Annotated in this window: 17 protein-coding genes, 1 tRNA gene, 1 other RNA gene and 1 pseudogene; 10 read left to right on the forward strand and 10 right to left on the reverse strand. The window is 58.0% G+C overall.

The window, feature by feature from the left end:
• Positions 1 to 2: 2 nt before the first annotated feature.
• The 4 genes from efeB to C1N84_RS07955 all read left to right on the forward strand — a co-directional run bounded on the left by efeB (position 3) and on the right by C1N84_RS07955 (position 4084).
• A complete protein-coding gene (gene efeB / locus C1N84_RS07940; RefSeq protein ID WP_132462274.1) occupies positions 3 to 1283 on the forward strand; it encodes an iron uptake transporter deferrochelatase/peroxidase subunit in 1281 nt (426 codons plus the stop codon).
• 574 nt (positions 1284 to 1857) lie between these two features.
• Positions 1858 to 2646, forward strand: coding sequence for a phosphate starvation-inducible protein PhoH (gene phoH, locus C1N84_RS07945; protein WP_058757427.1), 789 nt, complete (start codon positions 1858 to 1860; stop codon positions 2644 to 2646).
• 98 nt (positions 2647 to 2744) lie between these two features.
• Positions 2745 to 3749 (forward strand): XdhC family protein, encoded by a 1005-nt coding sequence (locus tag C1N84_RS07950; protein ID WP_264443170.1) that lies wholly within the window; start codon positions 2745 to 2747, stop codon positions 3747 to 3749.
• A 197-nt stretch (positions 3750 to 3946) separates the two neighbouring features.
• On the forward strand, positions 3947 to 4084 hold the full coding sequence (locus C1N84_RS07955) for a hypothetical protein (protein WP_215787697.1): 138 nt from the start codon (positions 3947 to 3949) through the stop codon (positions 4082 to 4084).
• 161 nt (positions 4085 to 4245) lie between these two features.
• Here the strand turns inward: C1N84_RS07955 and hxlB are convergent, their stop codons facing one another.
• From hxlB to C1N84_RS07970, 3 genes are all read right to left on the reverse strand, one after another.
• A complete protein-coding gene (hxlB, locus tag C1N84_RS07960; RefSeq protein WP_264251593.1) occupies positions 4246 to 4806 on the reverse strand; it encodes a 6-phospho-3-hexuloisomerase in 561 nt (186 codons plus the stop codon).
• A gap of 478 nt (positions 4807 to 5284) precedes the next feature.
• Positions 5285 to 5416: non-coding RNA, RtT sRNA (locus C1N84_RS07965), on the reverse strand.
• A gap of 45 nt (positions 5417 to 5461) precedes the next feature.
• Positions 5462 to 5549: transfer RNA gene (locus C1N84_RS07970), tRNA-Ser, on the reverse strand.
• 245 nt (positions 5550 to 5794) lie between these two features.
• On the opposite strand from C1N84_RS07970, the pseudogene phoA reads away from it, so the two are divergent.
• Positions 5795 to 7201: pseudogene (phoA, locus tag C1N84_RS07975) on the forward strand (alkaline phosphatase).
• A gap of 5 nt (positions 7202 to 7206) precedes the next feature.
• Here the strand turns inward: phoA and C1N84_RS07980 are convergent.
• Positions 7207 to 8382 (reverse strand): YbfB/YjiJ family MFS transporter, encoded by a 1176-nt coding sequence (locus C1N84_RS07980; RefSeq protein WP_264443177.1) that lies wholly within the window; start codon positions 8380 to 8382, stop codon positions 7207 to 7209.
• A gap of 86 nt (positions 8383 to 8468) precedes the next feature.
• Here C1N84_RS07980 and C1N84_RS07985 point away from each other — a divergent pair, with 86 nt between their 5' ends.
• Positions 8469 to 9263, forward strand: a complete 795-nt coding sequence (locus tag C1N84_RS07985) for a helix-turn-helix transcriptional regulator (protein WP_058757432.1) — start codon at positions 8469 to 8471, stop codon at positions 9261 to 9263.
• A 38-nt stretch (positions 9264 to 9301) separates the two neighbouring features.
• Here C1N84_RS07985 and gap read toward each other — a convergent pair whose 3' ends face one another.
• The 5 genes from gap to C1N84_RS08010 form a co-directional block, all read right to left on the reverse strand.
• Positions 9302 to 10312 carry a type I glyceraldehyde-3-phosphate dehydrogenase gene (gene gap, locus C1N84_RS07990; RefSeq protein ID WP_058757433.1) on the reverse strand — a complete coding sequence of 337 codons (1011 nt, stop codon included), beginning with the start codon at positions 10310 to 10312 and terminating at the stop codon, positions 9302 to 9304.
• Between the two features lie 77 nt (positions 10313 to 10389).
• On the reverse strand, positions 10390 to 11370 hold the full coding sequence (locus tag C1N84_RS07995; protein WP_058771180.1) for a GlxA family transcriptional regulator: 981 nt from the start codon (positions 11368 to 11370) through the stop codon (positions 10390 to 10392).
• A gap of 347 nt (positions 11371 to 11717) precedes the next feature.
• Positions 11718 to 11990 (reverse strand): hypothetical protein, encoded by a 273-nt coding sequence (locus tag C1N84_RS08000; RefSeq protein WP_153001950.1) that lies wholly within the window; start codon positions 11988 to 11990, stop codon positions 11718 to 11720.
• 398 nt (positions 11991 to 12388) lie between these two features.
• Positions 12389 to 14782, reverse strand: coding sequence for a glycoside hydrolase family 31 protein (locus C1N84_RS08005; RefSeq protein WP_394541827.1), 2394 nt, complete (start codon positions 14780 to 14782; stop codon positions 12389 to 12391).
• Positions 14783 to 14793: 11 nt separating this feature from the next.
• Positions 14794 to 16095, reverse strand: a complete 1302-nt coding sequence (locus C1N84_RS08010) for an MFS transporter (protein WP_058771183.1) — start codon at positions 16093 to 16095, stop codon at positions 14794 to 14796.
• Between the two features lie 364 nt (positions 16096 to 16459).
• On the opposite strand from C1N84_RS08010, the gene uxuA reads away from it, so the two are divergent.
• The 4 genes from uxuA to uxuR all read left to right on the forward strand — a co-directional run bounded on the left by uxuA (position 16460) and on the right by uxuR (position 21450).
• Positions 16460 to 17638 (forward strand): mannonate dehydratase, encoded by a 1179-nt coding sequence (gene uxuA / locus C1N84_RS08015; protein WP_394541828.1) that lies wholly within the window; start codon positions 16460 to 16462, stop codon positions 17636 to 17638.
• A gap of 64 nt (positions 17639 to 17702) precedes the next feature.
• Complete coding sequence (locus tag C1N84_RS08020; RefSeq protein ID WP_394541829.1) at positions 17703 to 19184, forward strand: fructuronate reductase; 1482 nt, start codon at positions 17703 to 17705, stop codon at positions 19182 to 19184.
• Positions 19181 to 20599: a glucuronate isomerase gene (gene uxaC, locus C1N84_RS08025; protein WP_264443191.1), complete on the forward strand. Its 1419-nt coding sequence runs from the start codon at positions 19181 to 19183 to the stop codon at positions 20597 to 20599. Before C1N84_RS08020 ends, uxaC begins: the two co-directional genes overlap by 4 nt.
• 74 nt (positions 20600 to 20673) lie before the next feature.
• Complete coding sequence (uxuR, locus tag C1N84_RS08030) at positions 20674 to 21450, forward strand: Uxu operon transcriptional regulator (RefSeq protein ID WP_031280188.1); 777 nt, start codon at positions 20674 to 20676, stop codon at positions 21448 to 21450.
• A gap of 105 nt (positions 21451 to 21555) precedes the next feature.
• Here uxuR and ychF read toward each other — a convergent pair whose 3' ends face one another.
• A complete protein-coding gene (gene ychF, locus C1N84_RS08035) occupies positions 21556 to 22647 on the reverse strand; it encodes a redox-regulated ATPase YchF (protein WP_021509931.1) in 1092 nt (363 codons plus the stop codon).
• Positions 22648 to 22680 lie beyond the last annotated feature (33 nt).

The following is a 22680-nucleotide window of genomic DNA, read 5'->3' on the forward strand; positions in this document are numbered from 1 at the left end:
TCATGAGTAAAAAAAATGACGCGGCGCAACCGTCGCGTCGTCGTCTGTTACAGGGATTGGGCATGCTGGGTGGCGCGGCGGCACTGGGCGGCGGCTGTCCGTTCCATGCCGCCAGCGCGGCAGAGAGTTTCTCACCTGGCACGGTTGCACCCGACGCGCGCCAGCAGGCGCAACCGTTTTACGGCGCTCATCAGGCCGGCATCCTGACGCCGCAGCAGGCATCTATGATGCTGGTGGCGTTTGATGTGCTGGCCAGTGATAAAGCCGAACTGGAACGCCTGATGCGGCTGCTGACGCAGCGCTTTGCCTTTCTCACCCAGGGCGGACCGGCGCCGGCGGTGCCCAATCCGCAGCTGCCGCCGCTCGACTCCGGCATCCTGGGTGCTGACATTGCGCCCGATAACCTGACCCTGACGCTGTCGGTGGGTGATTCACTGTTCGACGAGCGCTTCGGGCTGGCCGCGCATAAGCCCAGCCAGCTGCAGACGATGACACGCTTTCCCAACGATTCGCTCGACGCCGCACAGTGCCATGGCGACCTGCTGATTCAGATCTGTGCCAATACCCAGGATACGGTGATTCACGCGCTGCGCGATATCATTAAGCACTCGCCGGATCTGCTGGCGGTGCGCTGGCGGCGCGACGGCTTTATCGCCGATCACGCTGCACGCAGCAAAGGGCGCGAAACGCCGATCAACCTGCTGGGTTTCAAGGATGGCACCGCCAATCCGGATACCCACAATACTCAGTTGATGGACCAGCTGCTGTGGGTGACACCAGAACAGCAGGAACCGGCGTGGACGCACGGCGGCAGCTATCAGGCGGTACGCATCATCCGTTTTCACGTTGAAATGTGGGACCGCACGCCGCTGGGCGAGCAGCAAACCATTTTTGGTCGTGAGAAGTTGTCCGGCGCGCCGCTGGGGATGCAGCACGAGCACGACGTGCCGGATTACGCCCGCGATCCGGACGGCGAGATTATCGCACTGGATGCGCATATCCGGCTCGCCAATCCGCGCACGCCGCAAACCGACAGCAGCCTGATGCTGCGACGCGGCTACAGCTATTCCTCGGGGATTACCGGGGCAGGACAGCTGGATATGGGGCTGCTGTTCGTCTGTTATCAGCACGATTTAAGCAAAGGCTTTATTACCGTGCAGAAACGACTCAATGGCGAAGCGCTGGAAGAATATATTCGTCCCATCGGCGGCGGATACTTTTTTGTTTTGCCCGGCGTGGCGGACAAAAATCATTATCTGGGGCAGCCGTTGCTCGAAGCCTGATTAATTAATGTACAGCGCTTGTCCGCCGTTCGCGGTGCCAGGCGCTGCTGTTAAGCCCGCCTTAAATTTCTCCTGTCTCGCTGTCATGTCCGAATTTTCTGAAACAGTTTGTTAAGTGCTGAATTACCTATCTTACTGAATATTAATATTAATTTAATTTAAGCGCACCGGGCTGATGCAGCGCCACGCGGGTTTTCTTTGCCGTAAAGTAAAAATAGTGTTGCAAATCGGCGGAAATATGATGAACTTTAGTCATAGCGTCGTCAGTTGTGTGGCTAAGTCCACTGGAGTTCGCGCATGGCCCGGTCCTTATACGGACAGTTAAATACACTTCAGCTAGCGCAGTACGCTGTGGGGGATTGCCTCCCGCGTGAGAATCCTCTTCACTTTTCTTTTATCGCCTTCGAATTCTTTTCCGATGTTTACCGGTGCGCGGCAGCGTTTCGGCGTTGTTGCACACTTTTCTCACTGGCTCGATACGGCTTACAAGGAAGCCAACAAAACCTCTAAAGCGTTCAAATCATCGCCGCGGGTGATCCGCCGCGATAAATGAAACCAACTGTAAGGTGCCACTATGGGAAGACAGAAAGCAGTGATCAAAGCGCGTCGTGAAGCCCGCCGAGTGCTTCGCAGTGACTCTCGCAGTCATCGTCAGCGTGAAGAAGAATCGGTCACTTCGCTGGTGCAGATGGGTGGGCTGGATGCAATTGGCATGGCGCGCGATGTGCGTGACCGGTCACCAATTGAGGCCAGAAACGATGCTCAGGCGCACTATCTTAACGCCATAGAAACGAAACAGCTGATATTCGCGACCGGTGAAGCCGGCTGCGGTAAAACCTGGATCAGCGCTGCGAAAGCAGCCGAGGCCCTGATCAATAAGGACATCGAAAGGATCATTGTGACGCGCCCGGTTTTACAGGCGGATGAAGATCTCGGTTTCCTGCCAGGAGACATCTCCGAGAAATTCGCCCCCTATTTCCGACCGGTTTACGACGTTCTGGTTAAACGTCTCGGCGCTTCCTTTATGCAGTACTGCCTGCGACCCGAAATCGCCAAGGTAGAGATCGCGCCCTTCGCTTATATGCGCGGACGTACCTTTGAGAATGCGGTGGTGATTCTGGATGAGGCGCAAAACGTCACCGCTGCGCAGATGAAGATGTTCCTGACCCGCCTGGGCGAAAACGTCACCGTGATTGTCAACGGGGATATCACCCAGTGCGACCTGCCCGCCAGCGTCAAATCTGGCCTTGCCGATGCGCTGGCGCGCTTCGAAGAGGATGAGATGATTGGCGTGGTGCGTTTCGGTAAAGACGACTGCGTTCGCTCGGCACTGTGCCAGCGTACGCTGCATGCTTACAGTTAACCTTGAAAAAATAGCTAATCTCAACCCGGCTGCGGCCGGGTTTTTCATTGCTATGCTTACGGGAAGAAAAAGGGCGGAAACGATGAGCGGAGAAAGTCATGCACTCTCTTGATGTGCAGGTGGTAAGGATGGCGCAGCAGTGGGCGGAAGCGCAGCCGGTGTGGCTGTGTACCGTGCTCAGCACGTACGGCTCATCGCCGCGCCCGCCGGGCGCGATGATGGTGATTCGCGCCGATGGGCGCTATAGCGGTTCCCTTTCCGGCGGCTGCGTCGAGGAGAATTTTATCACCCGCGTTCAGCAGCAGGCGTTCTCTGCCGCCAGTCAACTGGTGCGTTACGGTGAGGGGGGCGACACGCCTGACCGCGCGCTGCCGTGCGGCGGCGTACTGGATATTCTGGTCGAATGGTTGCCTGCAGGTGCCGCCACGCTGCGCTACTTACAGCAGCTGGAGGATGCGCTGACCGGCGCGCGTGCCATCACCAAACGCCTGACGCTGCCGCAGCCGTGTCACGCGCTCGAACCGGCGCCTTATACCCACCGCACCCGCACCCAGGTCACTGACGGTGAAATCGTTCTGACCCTGAGTGCCGCGCCGCGCCTGATCCTTGCCGGACTCTCCAGCGTCGCCGTTTACTGTGCCAACTTCGCGCTGGCGCTGGGATTCGAAACCATCGTCTGTGAACACCGTGAAGAGGTGCTGAGCAACATGGCGGCCGAACTGGCGCCGGACGTCAAACTGGTGCAGCAGTTTCCGGCGGTGTATCTGGAGCGCGAGGGCTGTCATGCCGCCACGGCAATCCTCTCGCTGACGCATGATGCGCGTATTGACGATCTCACCATGATGGAAGCGGTCAATCTGCCGGCGTTTTATCTCGGTGCGATGGGCTCGCAGCGCAACAGCGCAAAACGCAAAGCGCGCCTGAGCGCGATTGCGGAGCTGACGCCGGCGCAGTTGCAGCGCATGCACGCACCGGTTGGGCTGGATATCGGCAGCAAAACCCCGGCGGAGATCGCGCTGGCAATCATGGCGGATATTGTGCGTCACAAAAATGGGTTAGCGGCAACGGATGCGCTTAGCCCGGTGCACGCAGCGTCTGAATGATCACATCACTCATCCCAAGAAAAACCCGGATGCACCAGGACGCCAGCAGACGGGAACGGCTATGCCAAATTTTCGCGCCGCAAATAATCAATAAGCTATGCTTTATGTTTCATGATGTGATCAACGCTTGCGCTTTACCGGTAACATCTTATCTTCAGAGAAGCGTGTACAAACACCTAAACTGAGAAGGGGTATTTATGGCTAAGCGTCATTGGGTTAAATCAATTGAAATTACAGCAATTATTGTCTTCGCGCTGGTGATCGCCTGGCTGGCCGTCACGGGCATCCTGTCATCAACCGGCCTCGATCATGCGTGGCCTTATCCACATCAATAACTGAGTCCGGCACCAGGGAAATCAATTACGCTTAAATATAAACAAAATAAATTATCTAACCTGTACACCCGTATCAGCGGTAACACCGTGGCAGCACACAGGGTTTCGCTCTCAGGTTTGCCGCGTATAAATCAGCGACGTTCGGGAAACACGTTATGCTGTTATTCGAAATCCGCATGGCGGCTGAACATGCTCTCGCTGGTTTCACCACACTGATGCATGATTTCAAGCACCATGGCATCACAGGTGATGAAGCAAAGCTGCTCAAAGGCCGAGCCCATTGGCTGCGAGAATCGCCCGGCGCTGCGTGCGTTATCGGTTTTAACGGTGCCGGGTAACACCAACACGCATTTGGCCAGTCTGCCGATGCCTGAATCTGCTTTCAGGGTAATCAGCGCCACATCGACACCGCGCTCAACGGCGTTCAGCGCCAGCGCTTTCAGGCTCGCGGTTTCGCCACTGCCAGAACCAATAATCAATAAATCGCCAGGTCTGGAGTGGGGTGACGAGATTTCACCCACCATGCTGACAGAGAAACCCAGATGCAACAGACGGTTAGCGAACGCGCGGATAGCAATGCCGCTGCGCCCGGCGCCCTGCAGGAAAATGTGTTTCGCGCTGCGAATATGTGCGATCAATGCCTGCGCCTGGCTCTCGTCTATCTGCCGGGCGTTGTGCGCGAGTTCGTTAAGAATGTGGGATACGTTTGACTGAACGGCCATGTTAACGCTCTCCCGTCAGGCAATGGTTCGTCCGTCTCATTAAGCAGCGAAAAGAGTGGCCGGAACATGGCCGGTGCTTTTTCAGTCTGGTCATCGCGCATTCCCTCTTAATTCAGCGACATCATCAGTGGATGAAAAGGATACCCTGCAGAATTTCCGGTAAGAGTACACGGTCCGCTGCCCACGCGATATTGCAGCGAAAGGGGATCTTTCGATTATGCGTCCTGTGGCACAAAAGCACCTGGAGAACAGACAAATAAAAATGCCCAGCTGTTAACCGGGCACCTATATATAAATGATGGCGGTGAGGGGGATTGATGAGCTTCGCTCACCCTGCGGGCAGTGTCGCAGGCTCCGCTGTCCAACTGGCATGCGCCAGTTGTCGAACCCCCATCGGGGATTCTCATCCCCCCCCCAGGTCGGGAGAATATACAAATAAAAATGCCCAGCTATTAACTGGGCACTTTTATATAAATGATGGCGGTGAGGGGGGGATTGATTCGCTTCGCTCACCCTGCGGGCAGCGTCGCAGGCTCCGCTGTCCAACTGGCATGCGCCAGTTGTCGAACCTCCAATCGGGGATTCTCATCCCCCCACGCGTGGAGAATATAAATGAGAAAAGCCCGTACTTGCGTACAGGCTCTTCTCTGAATGATGGCGGTGAGGGGGGGATTCGAACCCCCGATACGTTGCCGTATACACACTTTCCAGGCGTGCTCCTTCAGCCACTCGGACACCTCACCACATTTTGTTTGCTGACCGCACTGGGTCAACGGGGCGCTACTATAGGGAGTTCAGCGATAAGGGTCAAGGGCTATTTTCTCCTTTTTTTCTATTCGCTTAACCTCTGCGCAGATTGCCTTAAGCCTCTCCACTTTGCCGGCTTTGTCATCAAAATATTCCTTAACTGACACAAAAGTGTCACCGCACTGTCGCAGACTTGTCGGCGGAAACATTTGGTTATATCTACGGATAAGGATGCTGATAAATGAAACACTTACCTCTTTTCACGCTCTCTCTGCTGGCTTCACTCACCACCACGTCCGCGCTGGCAGAGAGCGCCAGCTATCAACGCGCCGCCATCGGCGATATCACCCAGCACGGCGGCGCGCGTCGCCTGAGCGGCGACCAGACCGAGGCGCTGAAAGCCTCATTGAGTAATAGCACGGCGAAGAATGTCATCCTGCTGATTGGCGATGGCATGGGCGATTCCGAAATCACCGCGGCACGCAATCAGGCAATGGGGGCTGGCGGTTTCTTTCCCGGTATTGATACGCTGCCGCTCACCGGCCAGTACACCCATTACTCACTGGACAAGAAAACGCATAAGCCAAACTACGTAACGGATTCTGCCGCGTCGGCCACCGCCTAGGCCACCGGCACGAAAACTTATAACGGCGCGATTGGCGTCGATGTCAACGGCACAGATCAGGTCACGCTGCTTGAGCTGGCCAAAGCAGCCGGCAAAGCCACCGGCAACGTCTCCACCGCAGAACTGCAGGATGCCACGCCGGCCGCGCTGATGGCGCACGTTACCTCGCGCAAATGCTACGGCCCGGAAAAAACCACTGAGCTGTGTCCGGGTAACGCGCTGGAGCAGGGCGGGAAAGGATCGATCAGCGAGCAGCTGCTGCAAACCCGTCCCGACGTCACGCTGGGCGGCGGCGCCAAATCCTTCGCTGAGCGAGCTAAAGCGGGCGACTACCAGGGTAAAACCCTGCGCGAGCAGGCCGAAGTACGGGGATTCCAGCTGGTCGATAATCTCGCCGCGCTGAATGCGGTACAGCAGGCTAATCAACAGACGCCACTGCTGGGGCTGTTCTCGGAGGGCAACATGCCGGTGCGCTGGCAGGGGCCAAAAGCCAGCTATCATGGCAATCTGGATAAACCGGTGGTGACCTGTGAGGTCAACAAAGATCGTCCGGCATCAATGCCAACCCTGGCGCAGATGACACAAAAAGCCATCGACCTGCTCAGCCACAACAGTCATGGCTTCTTCCTGCAGGTGGAGGGCGCGTCGATTGATAAGCAGGATCACGCTGCTAACCCGTGCGGTCAGATTGGTGAAACCGTCGATTTAGATGAGGCGGTGCAGGTGGCGCTGGCGTATGCGCGCGAGCACGGCGATACGCTGGTGGTGGTAACCGCCGATCACGCGCACAGCAGCCAGATCGTCGAAAACGGTACCAAAGCGCCAGGTCTGACTCAGGCGCTCAACACCAAAGATGGCGCGGTGATGACCATCAGCTACGGTAACTCGGAAGAGGATTCCCAGGAGCACACCGGCACCCAGTTGCGCATCGCGGCCTACGGTCCGCACGCGGCGAATGTGGTCGGCCTGACCGATCAGACCGATCTGTTCTTCACGCTTAAGCAGGCGATGGCACTGAAGTAAGCGCGTCAGTGCGGGCGGATGCGCAGCACCAGCAGCCCGCCCAGCACCAGTCCGCCAGCGGCCAGCAGCAGCGCAGGGTGCAGGGAAGCAAAAATCTGCACGCTGGCGGCGGAGATCAGCGGCCCGATCAGCTGACCAGTGGCATAGCCTGACGTCAATATCGCCACGGTTTTTGCCACGCTGATATTGGAGACGGCGCGCGCCAGCTGCATCGACAGCTGCATAATCGAAAGAAACCCCAGCCCGACCATCACCGTTGAGATCAGCAGCCCGCTCACGCCCGGGATGAGCACGCCGCTGGCCACGCCCAGCCCCTGCAGGATCATAACCCACGCCAGGCTGAGGCGCGTATTCAGGCGCGCTGAAAACAGCATAATCAGCACCACACCAGCCACTGCGCAAAGTCCAAACAGCGGCCAGAAAAGCGCTGCCAGCTGACCCTGAGCAAACAGGCTGTGCGCCATTTGTGACAGAAACGTCGCGGGCAAAATGTAGCCGAAACCGGCCAGCGTATAGGCCAGCCATAGCCGTTTTACCGAGCGACCTGGAGCCGCCGACGCACTTTCCCGCTGCCGGGCGGGGAGCGACGCGGGCAGCGCGCGCCACACCAGCAGCACGCCAGCCAGCGCGACCAAGCCATAGCATTGCCAGGCGCGATCGTCATTCAGGTGTAACCGGGCGATAAGCCACGCCAGCACGCCGCTCAGGGTGATGCCGGCTCCCGGGCCGGCAAATACCGCGGCGGACATGCGCGGGGCCTGCTGCTGTGCCAGCACCATCTGCGTCCAGGAGGTGACGATAATCAGGGCCCAGGCACCACCGATACCCGCCACCACACGGAACAGGCACTGCAGTACCCAGGCATGACTAAAGCCGGAGAGCAGAGTCACCAGCGCGGTGGCCAGCAAACCGGCCTTCAGGTAGCGCGCGTGATGGGCGGTGATCCGGCTCACGTGCAGTGCACCCAGCAGGTAGCCGATGTAATTCATCGCCGCCAGCACACCAGCGCTGGAGAGGGTCAGGTGACCGTTGGCGATCATCAGCGGGATCTGCGGCGTGAGTGAAAAGCGGCCGATACCCATTGCCACAATCAGGGTCACCATGCCGGTGAGCATGGTGATCAGGCTCACCCGGGTGTGCCGGACTGCTTGCCGTCCGGCGGAAACTGAATCTGCTGACATACTTTGCTTTACTCCGCTGAGATACCTTACTCTGTCCGGTGATAGTAAATGTCAATCAGTCAGTGAAAAATGGGGTGGTTTATCCTATGACTACAGGTCATACCCAGGCCGTAAAATCGCGTGGTGAAGATGTGAAAAACTTCCTTACCCGCCAGCGCGCGCGTATTGATCCGCAGATCTATGGCTTCAGCCGGCAAAACCGGCGCGTCAGCGGACTGCGGCGCGAAGAAGTGGCACAGCTGGCGGCGGTTAGCGTCAGCTGGTACACCTGGCTCGAGCAGGGTCGCGACATCAGTATTTCGCCCGCTGCGCTGCAGCGCATCGGCAAAGTGCTACAGCTCTCGGTCACCGAGCAGGAGTATCTTGAAGCGCTGGTGTTTGGCAACGCACATTCGCAACCTTTCAGTCATGAATTGCCGCCTGAGGTGAGGGCGATGGTGGATGCGCTGGACCCACATCCGGCGTTTGTGCGCCGCGCCAACATGGATATTGTCTACTGGAATCCGGCGGCGCAGTCGCTGATTGTCGACTGGGCGGCCCTGCCACCGGCGGATCGCAACTCGCTCAAGCTGATGTTCATCAGTGAAGCCTACCAGCAGCGCATTCATGGCTGGGAAGAGGCGGCGCGCCATACGCTGTCGGCGTTTCGCGCCGGTTATGCCGCCAGCAATCAGGCGCAGGAATTCGAAGTGGTGATCGAGGATTTGCTGGCGCGCAGCGCCGGGTTTCGCACGCTGTGGAATGACCATGATGTGGGGAAAATCGGCGCGGGCAATAAAACCCTAATTGATGTCGAAGGCAGGATGCAGACATATACCTTTACCTCGCTGCAAATTGAGCAGGCACCGGGTATGCATCTGATCTTCTATCTGGCGCATTAGCGCGGCGTGCGCGGGTCGGGCGCACGCCGCCGGGGAGGTTACAGACCGCGCTGTGCCATCAGGCGCGCGAGGTCAACCAGACGGTTAGAGAAGCCCCATTCGTTATCGTACCAGGCAAGGATCTTCACCAGGTTGCCACCAATCACCAGCGTCGATAAGCCGTCGATGATCGATGAGCGCGCATCGCCCTGATAATCGCTGGAGACCAGCGGCTCATCGCTGTAGCCGAGGATACCCTGCAGCGGGCCGGCAGCAGCAGCGGCTTTAAAGGCGTCATTCACCTCTTCGGCCGTCACGTCGCGTTTCAGCGTCACCGTCAGATCCACCACCGACACCACCGGCACCGGCACGCGCAGCGAGTAACCGGTTAAGCGGCCTTCCAGTTCCGGAATCACCCGGCCGAGCGCTTTAGCCGCGCCGCTGGAGTACGGTACAATCGACAGCGCCGCCGCACGCGCGCCGCGCAGATCTTTCTCTGGCTGGTCATGCAGCGCCTGACTGTTGGTATAGGCATGGGTGGTGTTCATCAGACCGTGCTCAATACCAAACGCCTGATGCAGCACCTGCGCGGCCGGCGCCAGGCCGTTAGTGGTACAGCTGCCGTTACTCACCACAAAGTGCTGCTGCGGATCGTAGCGCTGGTCGTTGACGCCCATCACAATCGTCAAATCATCATTTTTGCCCGGCGCAGAGATGATCACGCGTTTGGCGCCGCCGTGCGTGATATGCACCGCGGCCTTGTCACGCTCGGTAAAAAAGCCGGTGGCTTCGATGACGATATCCACGCCCACGTCACGCCAGCGAATATTGGCCGGATCGCGCTCGCTGAACACCCGCACTGGTTTGCCATCAATGCGCAGCTCGCCGTCGCCAGCGCTGACTTCTGCCGGCAGCCGACCCAGCAGGGAGTCGTGCTTCAGCAGATGCGCCAGCGTTTTGCTGTCGGTGAGATCGTTAATCGCCACAATATCGATGTCGCTGCTGCCGAGCGCGGCGCGGAATACGTTACGTCCGATACGGCCAAAACCGTTAATGCCTACCTTGATCATGACTGACTCCTTAGTGAAGTTACTGCAGTCACTGTAGGCCTGGCGTGCACTGGCGTAAACGACAAAAAAGGATCACTTTACGCCATTTTGCGGCTGTGAAAGCGCTGGCGATATTCGTTGGGCGTGAGATGCAGCTGGCGCTCGAAGCTGCGCCGCAGGTTGATACTGCTGCCAAAGCCGGTGGCGATGGCAATGCGTTCCAGCGTCTCGCGCGTCTGCTCCAGCCGCTCGCGCGCCGCCGCCAGCCGCGCTTCTGCCACATAGCGCGCCGGTGAAACGCCGGTTTCGCGGCTGAACACGCGGGTAAAGTTACGTGGGCTCATCGCCACCTGGGCCGCCAGGTTCTCTACCGACAGGTCTTCCGCCAGATGGGCGGCGATCCAGCTCTGCAGCTGAGCAATCGGCCCCGACTCGCTGACGGACTGCAGGTGAAAGCGGCTGAACTGCATCTGGCCGCCGGGACGACGCAGATACATCACCATATCCTGCGCGATGTCGCGCGCCACGCTGAAACCAAAATCTTCCTCTACCAGCGCCAGCGTCAGATCGAAGCCGGAGCTGACGCCACCGGAGGTCCAGATTGGGCCGTCCTGAATATACAGCGGGCCGCCTTCAACCTGCACGCGCGGATAGCTGGCCTGCAGCGTGTCCAGCAGACGCCAGTGGCTGGTGGCGCGCCGGCCATCCAGCAATCCCGCTTCCGCCAGCAGCATTGCCGCCCCGCAAATCGACACCACGCGGCGCGCCTGCGGGGCAGCCAGCTTAATCCAGTCCACCACCATGTTGCGTTCTTCGGGGTTATCACCGCGGCCGGTAATCATGATGGTGTCCCAGCGTTCGCGCGGATCGAGTTCAGCCAGTTTAAGGTCGGCGAGCAGATTGAGGCCGGACTGGCCGTGGATCACCTGGTGCGGCTGCGTGGTCGCGATGCTGATGCGATAGCGTGCGCCAGCAACGCCCACCGGCAGGTGCAGGTTGGCGTGCATGAGGATGTCGGCGATACCCGCCGCTTCGAACAGCATGCCGCCGTCCGGGACAATAATCAGAAAGGTTTTCATGGCGTAAAATGTACCTGCGCCACGAAAGAAGTCAATGTGCTATGGGCGATCAGGCGCGTGAGCTGAATACCCGGCCGCGGCCATCAGACGGGGCGCTTCCGGCCTGTTGGTTCAGGCGCTATATTTATATAAAATCATGATGTCGCAAATGATCTTATATCCATCATCGTGCAGTTAAAAATATCTGCAGACTGAAGCGTTGAATGCCAGATTAATCAGGTGTCTGTTATTTTGGAAGTGAAATGCCAGGATGGGTTAAGAGAAACACTGTTTTATAAAGCATTCCTTTGCCAGGCAGTGATAATGACTAGGATAATGAGCAGCTGAGTAAATCAGACTTAAAACCATCAATTATATTCTACCTGCAGAAAAGTCAAACCACGCTCACGGATAATGCGCGCGGTGCCCAGCGCGTAAGGTAATTCACGCGCGGCACTATTAACCTGCAGGGTTTCGCTCTTTTTAATCCCTTCGCGCGTGCAGTTCAGCGAGACGCTGCGCGTCACGGCATAATCACAGGAGGGTTCAACAATCGCGCCGACGAACGTGATTTGACCGTCGGCGGCAAGGGTGGCGTGGCTGGCAAGTAAAGCTATCATCGGTAACAGCAATCTTTTCATCACAGAGGCCCTTTGAGAAGTCGGGAATTACCCGGTTAATGTCGTCTTAATGACTAATAGCGCGCCACAGTTGAATATTGCTTAAACCGCGGCGTTTCCGTGTTGAGGCATATTATTGCGATGGCTTAGCCAGTGCGTCGTCATGTTTTACGCAATCGCCTCAGCAGTAAACGCTTATGCCTGCATTAAGCGCAGCTATTATATTAGTAAGCAACCAGGATTAATCGGGTGAGCAGGGCGGTGAAATAAGCGTATTAAACCGGATAGATTTATTAGCGCGATAACGTCAGGACAGAAAACGGGCAGATAGCGTGTTGGTGTAAGCCGCTGAGGGAGAGAAAAGCGGGCTGTGGTGAAGTTAAGCAGGCGCACCCGACATCGGTGCGCTCTTGCTTTTATCAGCTGCGGGAAATCTGCGCCAGCGTCACGTCGGCTGACGCAGCGCCTGCGGCGACACCATCGATAAACAGCGCACGCTGTTCACCGGCGGGCAGGGCAATCTGCAACGTTTGCCATGCCGGCTGATAATCACCCTTGCGCCGCAACGTAAGGTGAATGGCTGTGGCTTCGCAGCGCATTTCCCACTGCAGCCACAGCGCATTGCCCTGCTGATAGCCCCAGGATTCGCCATCATCTTCGAACAGTTCGCCGTGGCTAACGCCTTTGCCCTGCAATGGATAAAGCTGCAGCGTGCGACGATCGTCTGCGGCGGCGTCGACGTGAGCAATACGCTCGCTGAGTGGCAGTGCCGCACCTGCGCGCACCAGCAGCGGCTGCGTTTCCAGGGGCGCAGGTAAGGTGATCCACTGACCCCCGCTGTACCACTGCTGCGTGGCGAAATCATACCAGCCGGTCTGGTTGTCTGGCAGCCACAGGCGGCGTTCACGCTGGCCGGGTTCCACCACGCTGGCGACCAGCAGGTCGTGGCCGAGCAGGAATTCATCACACTCAGCAAAGGTCTGGGCATCGTGTTCATGATCGAGGAACGTCGGGCGCAGCATTGGTTCATCGTCCGCATGCGCCTGCCACAGCAGCGTGTAGAGATACGGCAGCAGGCGATAGCGCAGCGCAATGGCCGCCCGAATCGCGGGTGTGACCGAAGGATACATCCACGGCTCATTCACGGTGTGATCGTCATTCCACGAATGAATGGTGAAGCGCGGATGCATGACGCCATTCTGCACCCAGCGCACAAAAAGTTCTGCGTCGGGTTTATCGCCCGAGAAACCGCCGACGTCGTGACCGACGTTATACAAGCCGGACAGGCTCATGCCGAGGCCCATGCGAATGTTGTAGCGCAGCGAGGTCCAGTTGGTGCGGTTATCGCCGCTCCAGGTTTGCACGTAGCGCTGCATCCCGGCACAGCCGGAGCGCGAAATCAGAAACGGTCGCTGTTCGGGGGCAAAGCGCTGTTGCGCTTCCATCGAGGCGCGCATCATCAGCAGCGGCATCACCGGGCGAATATGCTTGATGGCAATCGGCGTACCGAAGCCGTGGCAGCGCGCTTCGCCGTCCCAGACTTCATACTCGTTGTTATCGTTCCAGGTGGCGTCGATGCCTTTTTCCAGCAGCTGACGGGTGACGTTCTCCTGCCACCAGGCCACCGTTTGCGGATGGGTGAAATCGAGGTGCGATCCTTCATCATCCCAGAACACCGAGCGCTCTGGCACATCTTCTTCCGAATCGCGGATAAACAGTCCCTGAGCCGCGACTTCTTCATAGCGCGGGTGATCCTGCAGCAGGCAGGGTTTGATGTTGGCCGCCAGGCGCAGCCCGGCATCGTGAAATGCCTCGCTCATCGCTTCCGGCTGCGGCACTTTGTCGTAGTTCCAGTTGAACACATAACGCTTGTTATTGATCGAGGTATAACCCGAAGAGAGCTGGAAGGAGTCGCACGGAATAGCGTGCTCCTCACACAGGCGGATGAAGTTCATCAGCTGGTTTTGCGCGTCCGGCGCATCGGTGTAGTGCATGGTCGAGCCGCTGTAGCCCAGACTCCATTTGGGGCCGAACAGCGTTTTGCCGGTCAGGCGCACGAAGGTTTTGGTGATATCCAGCACCCGCTTACCGACAAACAGGTAGTAATCGATATCGCCACTCTCCGCCTGCCAGCGGCGATACGGCTGGTGATAGTTATCCAGCTCGTTACCCAGATCGAACCAGCTGGTGCTGAGATTATCGTAGAACAGGCCAAAGCTGACGTCGTTACGCCGCGTGAGGGTGAAGGGCACATGTTTGTACAGCGGATCGGTGGAGGAGGCGTTGTAACCCATAGCATCCAGATTACGCATCTCATAGCGTTTGCCGTTGCGTTGCAGATCGCCGGTTTTTTCGCCAAGACCGTAGTAGCGATCGTCCGCCATGCGGCGCTGATAGTGCGCCACGCCGTCGCCGTGTGCGTTTATCTGATAGGCGCTGGTGGGGCGATCGCCGGTCAGCAGTTGCCAGTGGCCAGCGGCATCACGGTACTGCCACTCCAGCGCCAGCGGCTGACGCACTATCACGCGCAGCGTGTCGGTACTAATAGTCAGACAATCGGCTTCTTCCTCCAGCGTAAAACCGGGCAGGCTAAACCCGGCCAGGCTGTCGCGCGGACGCCCTTCCCACGGAACATCCTGTTCCGGCGCAATGCTCCAGGTGCGGTCCAGACTGTAGTTGCCGTGGCGCTTGATCACCACGCGGAACAGACCTTTTTCCAGCACGTACAGGCACAGATGGTGTTTGCCATCGACGTTAAGCACCACATGGTGACGATCAGAATGGGCTAAAGACCAGTTTTTTAAGGTTTTCATCGTTACCTACTTCATTGGGTCGCTGAACGACGCTCAGCAATAAACGCAATCAGGAAGACTGCACCGATCAGGTCAAAGAAGCCCATGGCGACAAACAGCGGGTTAAAGCCGATTTTGTCAGCCGTTACGCCAATCACCAGCGAAAACAGGAAGCTGGAGATCCAGGCAAACGAGCCGCGCATGCCATTTACCGTGGCCATCTGGCCCTTATCAAATTTTTCCACCACCAGCGCACTTAACATGCAGGAGATGATCTGATGACCAAAACCGCCAATTGAGATCAGGGCAATCGCGACATAGGGGTCTTTGGTCATCGCCACCAGTGCCAGCGACAGCATCAGAAAGGCGCCGGTGACCGAGCTGGCGACGACGGAATTTACCTGCCTGAAGCCAAACAGACGGGTATAGATGCGCGTCAGGTAGCCGCTGGCTGCACTGCCGAGATCCGCCGCGAGGAACGGCAGCCAGGCGAACATGGCAATCTGTTTCAGGTCCATTCCCAGGTCTTTTGCCAGATAGAGCGGTACCCAGAAGCTCAGCACGCCCCATGCCGGTTCAGCCATAAAAGCGGGAATGGCGATACCGTAAAAACGCTTGTTTCTGGAGACGGTTTTCAGAGCTTTAAAGAAGGGCAGTTTGACCGCCGGTGGCTCATTATCCTGACGAATAAAGGCCAGCTCATCGCTGCTGAGATTCGGGTTACGTTCCGGATCGCGATACAACAGCCACCACAGCACCACCCAGCCCAGAGCCAGACAGCCGGTAAACAGGAATGCGCCCTGCCAGCCGAACGAGGCGTGGGCAAAGTAGATGATGGGAGGCGCCAGCATGGCGCCAATCGAGAAGCCGACGCCGGCCCAGCCGGCCGCAATTGGACGCTCTTTTTTCGGGAACCATTCACCAATCACTTTGGCGTTAGCCGGCGTGGCGGCCGCTTCAGCTCCGCCCATGACAAAGCGCAAGATGGCCAGGTGCAACCAGCTGGCGGCGCCGGCATGGAACAGACAGGCCAGCGCCCAGATGGTGGCGCAGATCAAGAAGCCGAGTTTGAGGCCAATGACATCAATCAGCCAGCCACAGATCGGTTGAAAGAAGGTATAAGCCAGCTGAAAAGCGCCGACTATCCATGAATATTGTTCTGTGGTGATGCCGAGACTGGTTTTCAGCTCGGGTGCCAGAATGCCTAACGAGTTACGGGTAATGTAGTTGACGGTGACGCCGGCCAGAAACAGCACCAGCACCCACCAGCGCAGATGACGGATGACGCGTTTCGTGCCGGTTGCGGCAATCCCTGGGTTCAAACTGCGGTTCATCGGATTCTCCATTCATTATTAACAGCATGTGTGAGCAACGTCTGTGACTGCCTGGCCGCAGGTGGAGTCCATACCGGCCAGCGCATAACCCCTGGCCCTTGATTGCCGGGCGTGGCGTGATGCGTCCTGTTTTAACCATCCGCCGGGAGTGAACCACAGTTAGGCCAGGTGGTCGCCAGCCTGATGCGGTATTTGTGATCTGGTTAACCAAAATCATTTATCAGGTTGACTTCCGCCGGTGAAAAGCTGAATTTGACGCTGCGCAGGCACTTTTTACGACTCAGAAAGCGCTTCGCTTGTAAAATTGGTCAACCAAAATGGAAGGGCTTTGAGAGTGATGCTCAGGCCCGCAGGAGAGAACGACATGAAGCAGACCTGGCGCTGGTATGGCCCTGACGATCCCGTTTCACTCGCCGATGCCCGACAGGCGGGCGCTACCGGCATTGTGACTGCCCTGCATCACATTCCTAACGGCGAGGTGTGGCCGGTGGAGCAGATTTTGCAGCGCAAAGCGATGATTGAGGCGGCCGGGCTGGTCTGGTCGGTGGTGGAGAGTGTGCCGATCCATGAGGAGATCAAAACTGGCAGCGGGCAGTGCCAGCAGTGGATCAGCAATTATCAGCAGTCGCTGCGCAATCTGGCGCAGTGCGGCATCCACACCGTGTGCTACAACTTCATGCCGATTCTGGACTGGACGCGCACCGACCTGGCGTTCGAGCTGCCGGATGGCGCGAAAGCGCTGCGCTTCGATCAGATTGAATTTGCGGTATTTGAGCTGCATATCCTGCAGCGCCAGGCCGCAGAAAATGATTACAGCGCTGACGAGATAGCCGAGGCCGCTGCGCGCTTCGCCAGCATGAGCGAAGAGCACAAGCTGCGGCTGACGCGTAACATCATCGCCGGATTACCTGGCGCGGAAGAGGGCTACACGCTGGCGCAGTTCCGTGCTCAGCTGGCGCGCTATGACGGCATCGACAAAGCCCGGCTGCGCGAGCACTTTGCCACGTTCTTGCGCGGCATTATCCCGGTCGCTGAAGAGGTCGGTATCCGCATGGCGGTACATCCGGACGATCCGCCGCGCCCGATCCTCGGCCTGCCGCGTATCGTCTCCAATGCCGACGATCTGCAGTGGATGATCGACACCATCGACAGTCCGGCCAACGGCTTCACGATGTGTACCGGCTCCTACGGCGTGCTGGCGGAAAATGATTTAGCCGGCATGGTGAAACGTTTTGGGCCGCGCATCTATTTTGCCCATCTGCGCTCAACCCGGCGTGAAGCCAACCCCAAAACCTTTCACGAAGCCGCGCACCTTGGCGGCGATGTCGATATGTTTGCGGTGATCAAAGCGATTGCCGAAGAGGAGCAGCGCCGTCGTAATGCGGGGCAGGAAGACCTGATCCCGATGCGGCCCGACCACGGGCATCAGATGCTGGACGATCTGCATAAGAATACTAACCCGGGTTATTCCGCGATTGGCCGGCTGAAAGGTCTGGCTGAGATTCGTGGCGTTGAGCTGGCGATACACCGCGCCTTTTTCTGACGCCAGTCGCCCTGTACCGCTTGCCCGGCGGACGCGCAGTCGCGCCGGACACTGAGGAGTTCACATGCAACACAACCTTGCCGACGCCAGCATTAAAGTGGCGCGGCCCGCATGGCAGCAGCAGCGGCTGGTGCCGCGCATCGTGCACATCGGCTGCGGCGCGTTTCATCGCGCGCATCAGGCGCTCTATCAGCACTATCTGCTGGAGATAAGCGACAGCGACTGGGGCATTTGCGAGGTCAACCTGATGTCGGCCAGCGGCAGACAGCTGGTGGAACAATTGCGCGCGCAGAATTTGCTCTACAGCGTCACCGAGCAAGGTGCGACGCGTCATGACGTCAAAATCATTGGTTCCGTGCATTCAGCGCTGCACCCGGCGCTGGACGGTTGTGACGGCATTCTTAACGCGCTTGCCCGCGCGCAAACCGCCATCGTCTCGCTGACGATAACCGAAAAAGGCTATTGCACTCATGGCGCAACCGGCGAACTGGACAGCACCCATCCGCTGATCGTGCACGATCTGGCCCATCCCCGGCAGCCGAAATCCGCCATTGGCTTTATCGTTGAGGCGCTGCGCTTGCGGCGTGAAGCCGGGTTAGCGCCTTTTACCGTGCTGTCATGCGACAATCTGCGTGATAACGGCCACGTCGCGCGGGCTGCGGTCATCGGTCTGGCACAACGGCAGGATGCGGCGCTGGCGGCATGGATTGAGCAACAGGTCACGTTTCCCTGCACCATGGTTGACCGCATCGTGCCGGCCGTAACGGAAGAGACGCAGCGCGAGATTACCGGGCTGCTGGGCATCGCCGATCCCTGCGGTGTCGCCTGCGAACCGTTTCGTCAGTGGGTGATCGAAGATAACTTCGTGGCGGGACGTCCCGACTGGCAGCGCGTTGGTGCGCAATTTGTTCCGGATGTCGCCCCCTACGAGTTGATGAAACTGCGTCTGCTGAATGGTACGCACTCGTTTCTGGCGTATCTCGGCTACCTCGGCAGTTGTGAAACTATCGCTGATACCATGCAGCTGCCCGCTTACCGTCAGGCCGCGCTGTCGCTGATGCTGACTGAACAGCGTGCCACGCTGACGATGCCGGCAGGCAGCGATCTGAACGCATATGCACATCAACTGCTTGAGCGCTTCAGTAATCCGTCGCTGCGCCATCGCACGGCGCAAATTGCCAGCGATGGCAGTCAGAAACTGCCACAGCGCATGCTGGATTCGCTGCGTTATCATCTGCACCACGGCAGTGACTGCCGGCATCTGCTGCTCGGCATCGCGGGCTGGATGCGTTATATCCTCGGCGAAGACGAAAAGGGCGAGCGTTACCCGGTGGCTGATCCGCTGGTCGCTAAGTTTGAGCGGATTAATCAGCAGTTCCCTTCAGGTCCCGCCCGCGTGCAGGCGCTGCTGGGCATTAACGAGATCTTCGCGGATGACTTACCCGCCAATCCGGCCTTTGTTGCCGCCCTGCAACAAACCTATGACCGCCTGTGCCAGCAGGGTGCCAGAGCCGCGGTTGCATCCCTCAATCCGGAGGCCAAATGAAGCGTTTTATGGATGACGATTTTCTGTTGCACAGCGAGGTGGCGCGTCGCCTGTATCATGACGTGGCGGCGGGGATGCCGATCTATGATTATCATTGCCACCTCAATCCGCAGGAGATTGCAGAAGACCGACAGTTTGCCAACCTCGGGCAAATCTGGCTGGAGGGCGATCACTACAAATGGCGCGCACTGCGCGCGGCGGGTGTAGAGGAATCATTGATCACCGGTAACACCACCAGCGATTACGATAAATATCTGGCCTGGGCGCAGACCGTGCCAAAAACGCTCGGCAATCCGCTCTATCACTGGACGCATCTGGAGCTGCGCCGGCCGTTTGATATCACAGACACGCTGTTTGGACCAGAAACCGCACCACGCATCTGGCATGAGTGTGCGGAGAAGCTGGCCACGCCTGAATTTTCCGCGCGCGGCATCATGCGCCAGATGAACGTACGCATGGTGGGCACCACTGACGATCCGATCGACTCCCTGCAGTACCATCGTCAGATAGCTGAAGACAGCTGCTTTGATATTGAGGTGGCACCGAGCTGGCGTCCGGACCGGGTGTTCAAGATTGAACTGGAAGGATTCACCGATTACCTGACCCGGCTGGAAACCGCCGCGGATGTCAGTATCGACAGCTTTGATGCGCTGCGTGTGGCGTTACTGCGCCGTCTGGACCACTTTTCCGCCCATGGCTGCCGCGCCGCCGACCACGGCATTGAAACGCTGCGCTATGCTGCGGTGCCAGCCGACAGCGTGCTGGATGGCATTCTCGCCAGACGCCGCAGTGGTACGGCGCTGAGCGAGCTGGAGATTGCGCAGTTCAGTACCGCTGTGCTGGTGTGGCTGGGCGCGGAGTATGCCCGCCGTGGCTGGGCGATGCAGTTACATATCGGTGCAATCCGCAATAACAGCACGCGCATGTTCCGTCAGCTTGGCCCGGACAGCGGTTTCGACTCCATCGGCGATCATCCTGTTGCCTGGCCGCTGGCGCGCCTGCTGGACGCGATGGACACCAATGACCAGCTGCCAAAAACCATTCTTTACTGCCTCAATCCGCGTGACAACGAAGTGCTGGCTACCATGGCGGGTAACTTTCAGGGCGCAGGGATGGCGGGCAAGATGCAGTTCGGCTCTGGCTGGTGGTTCAACGATCAGCGTGACGGGATGCTGCGGCAACTGGAGCAGCTGGCGCAGATGGGGCTGCTCAGTCAGTTCGTTGGCATGCTGACCGATTCGCGCAGTTTTCTCTCTTATACGCGGCACGAATACTTCCGCCGCATTCTGTGCAATTTGTTTGGCGAGTGGGTGCGTGACGGCATTGTGCCCCACGATGAAGCCGCGCTGGGTGCGATGTTGCAGGATATCTGCTTCCATAACGCCCGACGCTACTTCACCCTTAACCCACGGTGAAAATCACGCCCTGTGTTATAGTGCAGGGTAGAAAATTTGGCGGCCTAATGTCTGAACCAGCAGAAAAGAGCGTTATGAAACCACAAGCTTCAGCACAGCGACCCTATCAGGAAGTGGGCGAGATGCTTCGCAACATGATTACGCAGAAACAGTACGCGATTGGCGAGCGGTTGCCGCCGGAGCGTGAACTGGCGATGCTGCTGAACGTCACGCGCACGCTGGTGCGTGAGGCGCTGATTATGCTGGAGCTGGAAGGGTTGATTGAAGTGCGGCGTGGCGCAGGCATTTATGTGATCAACGACACGCCGGCACCGCGTGCCGCTGCGCAAACCGCCTGCAATGCCGCCGGGCCGTTTGAGATGCTACAGGCCCGCCAGCTGCTGGAGAGTAATATCGCCGAATTCGCTGCGTTACAGGCGACGCGTGAAGACATTATCAAAATGCGCCAGGCGCTGGCGCTGGAAGAGCGTGAGCTGGCGTCAGGCGCAGTGAACGACAGCGAAAACGGCGACCGCAATTTCCATCTGGCGATAGCCGAAGCCACGCATAACAGCATGCTGGTGGAGCTGTTCAAACAATCCTGGCAGTGGCGCGAAGACAACGTGATGTGGAGCCAGCTGCATCGGCATCTGATCAACACCAACTACCGCAAAAAGTGGCTCGACGATCATAAAAAGATCCTCGCCGCCTTAATCAAAAAAGACGCGCGCGCCGCGAAACAGGCGATGTGGCAGCACCTGGAAAACGTCAAGCAGCTGCTGCTGGAGTTTTCTGATGTGGACGACATTGATTTCGACGGCTACCTGTTTGAGTCATGGCCGCTGTATGCTACTAACGGATCGGATAATTAGCCTGGCGACAGGGCTTCAGCTATAAAAAAATCCACGCTATTGCGTGGATTTTATTTTTTCCGGGTTCATGAGATAAGTGGAACCTCATGACACCCTGGAAGCCAATCAGACGTTAAACAGGAAGTTCATCACATCGCCATCTTTCACGATGTACTCTTTACCTTCTGAACGCATTTTGCCGGCTTCTTTCGCGCCCTGTTCACCTTTGTAAGTGATGAAATCTTCGAAGGCGATAGTCTGAGCACGGATAAAGCCTTTCTCGAAGTCGGTGTGGATTTTGCCGGCTGCCTGCGGTGCGGTGGCGCCAACCGGGATGGTCCAGGCACGCACTTCTTTCACGCCCGCGGTGAAGTAAGTCTGCAGGTTGAGCAGGGCATAACCGGCGCGGATCACGCGGTTGAGGCCCGGCTCTTCCAGGCCCAGCTCGGCCATGAACTCGTCACGCTCTTCATCTTCCAGCTCGGCGATGTCCGATTCCACTGCCGCACAGACCGGCACCACCACTGAGCCTTCGGCTTCAGCAATCGCGCGCACCTGGTCGAGATACGGGTTGTTCTCGAAACCGTCTTCATTGACATTGGCAATGTACATGGTCGGCTTCAGCGTCAGGAAGCTGAGATAGCGAATCGCCGCTTTCTCATCGGCGTCCAGCGCCAGCGAGCGCAGCATACCGGCGTTTTCAAGATGCGGCAGGCACTTCTCCAGCGCGGCCAGTTCCGCCTTAGCATCTTTGTCGCCGCCTTTGGCTTTCTTCTGGCAGCGCTGAATGGCACGTTCGCAGGTGTCGAGATCCGACAGCGCCAGCTCGGTGTTGATGACATCAATATCTTCCGCCGGGTTTACTTTACCGGAGACGTGGATGATGTTGTCGTTTTCAAAGCAGCGCACTACGTGGCCGATAGCTTCAGTTTCGCGGATGTTGGTCAGGAACTGGTTGCCCAGGCCTTCACCTTTGGACGCGCCTTTTACCAGACCAGCGATGTCCACGAACTCCATGGTGGTTGGCACCACGCGCTGTGGCTTAACAATCTCGCTCAGCTGATCGAGGCGCAGGTCAGGCATCGGCACCACGCCGGTGTTGGGCTCGATGGTGCAGAACGGAAAGTTGGCTGCTTCGATACCCGCTTTGGTCAGCGCGTTGAACAGGGTGGATTTACCGACGTTCGGCAGGCCCACAATACCGCATTTAAATCCCATGATCTTACCTTTCTCACTGAGTGTGCAGCGCTG

This window comes from Pantoea sp. SGAir0418 (assembly GCF_043529865.1).

Excerpts from the sequence above, each read along its gene's own strand:
- hxlB (WP_264251593.1), bottom strand. The coding sequence starts at position 4,806 with ATGGCCGTTCAGTCAAACGTATCCCACATTCTTAACGAACTCGCGCAC.
- phoH (WP_058757427.1), top strand. The coding sequence starts at position 1,858 with ATGGGAAGACAGAAAGCAGTGATCAAAGCGCGTCGTGAAGCCCGCCGA.
- C1N84_RS08000 (WP_153001950.1), bottom strand. The coding sequence starts at position 11,990 with ATGAAAAGATTGCTGTTACCGATGATAGCTTTACTTGCCAGCCACGCC.
- uxuR (WP_031280188.1), top strand. The coding sequence starts at position 20,674 with ATGAAACCACAAGCTTCAGCACAGCGACCCTATCAGGAAGTGGGCGAG.
- C1N84_RS07955 (WP_215787697.1), top strand. The coding sequence starts at position 3,947 with ATGGCTAAGCGTCATTGGGTTAAATCAATTGAAATTACAGCAATTATT.
- efeB (WP_132462274.1), top strand. The coding sequence starts at position 3 with ATGAGTAAAAAAAATGACGCGGCGCAACCGTCGCGTCGTCGTCTGTTA.
- C1N84_RS07985 (WP_058757432.1), top strand. The coding sequence starts at position 8,469 with ATGACTACAGGTCATACCCAGGCCGTAAAATCGCGTGGTGAAGATGTG.
- gap (WP_058757433.1), bottom strand. The coding sequence starts at position 10,312 with ATGATCAAGGTAGGCATTAACGGTTTTGGCCGTATCGGACGTAACGTA.
- uxuA (WP_394541828.1), top strand. The coding sequence starts at position 16,460 with ATGAAGCAGACCTGGCGCTGGTATGGCCCTGACGATCCCGTTTCACTC.
- C1N84_RS08005 (WP_394541827.1), bottom strand. The coding sequence starts at position 14,782 with ATGAAAACCTTAAAAAACTGGTCTTTAGCCCATTCTGATCGTCACCAT.
- C1N84_RS07995 (WP_058771180.1), bottom strand. The coding sequence starts at position 11,370 with ATGAAAACCTTTCTGATTATTGTCCCGGACGGCGGCATGCTGTTCGAA.
- C1N84_RS07950 (WP_264443170.1), top strand. The coding sequence starts at position 2,745 with ATGCACTCTCTTGATGTGCAGGTGGTAAGGATGGCGCAGCAGTGGGCG.
- uxaC (WP_264443191.1), top strand. The coding sequence starts at position 19,181 with ATGAAGCGTTTTATGGATGACGATTTTCTGTTGCACAGCGAGGTGGCG.
- C1N84_RS08010 (WP_058771183.1), bottom strand. The coding sequence starts at position 16,095 with ATGAACCGCAGTTTGAACCCAGGGATTGCCGCAACCGGCACGAAACGC.
- ychF (WP_021509931.1), bottom strand. The coding sequence starts at position 22,647 with ATGGGATTTAAATGCGGTATTGTGGGCCTGCCGAACGTCGGTAAATCC.
- C1N84_RS07980 (WP_264443177.1), bottom strand. The coding sequence starts at position 8,382 with ATGTCAGCAGATTCAGTTTCCGCCGGACGGCAAGCAGTCCGGCACACC.
- C1N84_RS08020 (WP_394541829.1), top strand. The coding sequence starts at position 17,703 with ATGCAACACAACCTTGCCGACGCCAGCATTAAAGTGGCGCGGCCCGCA.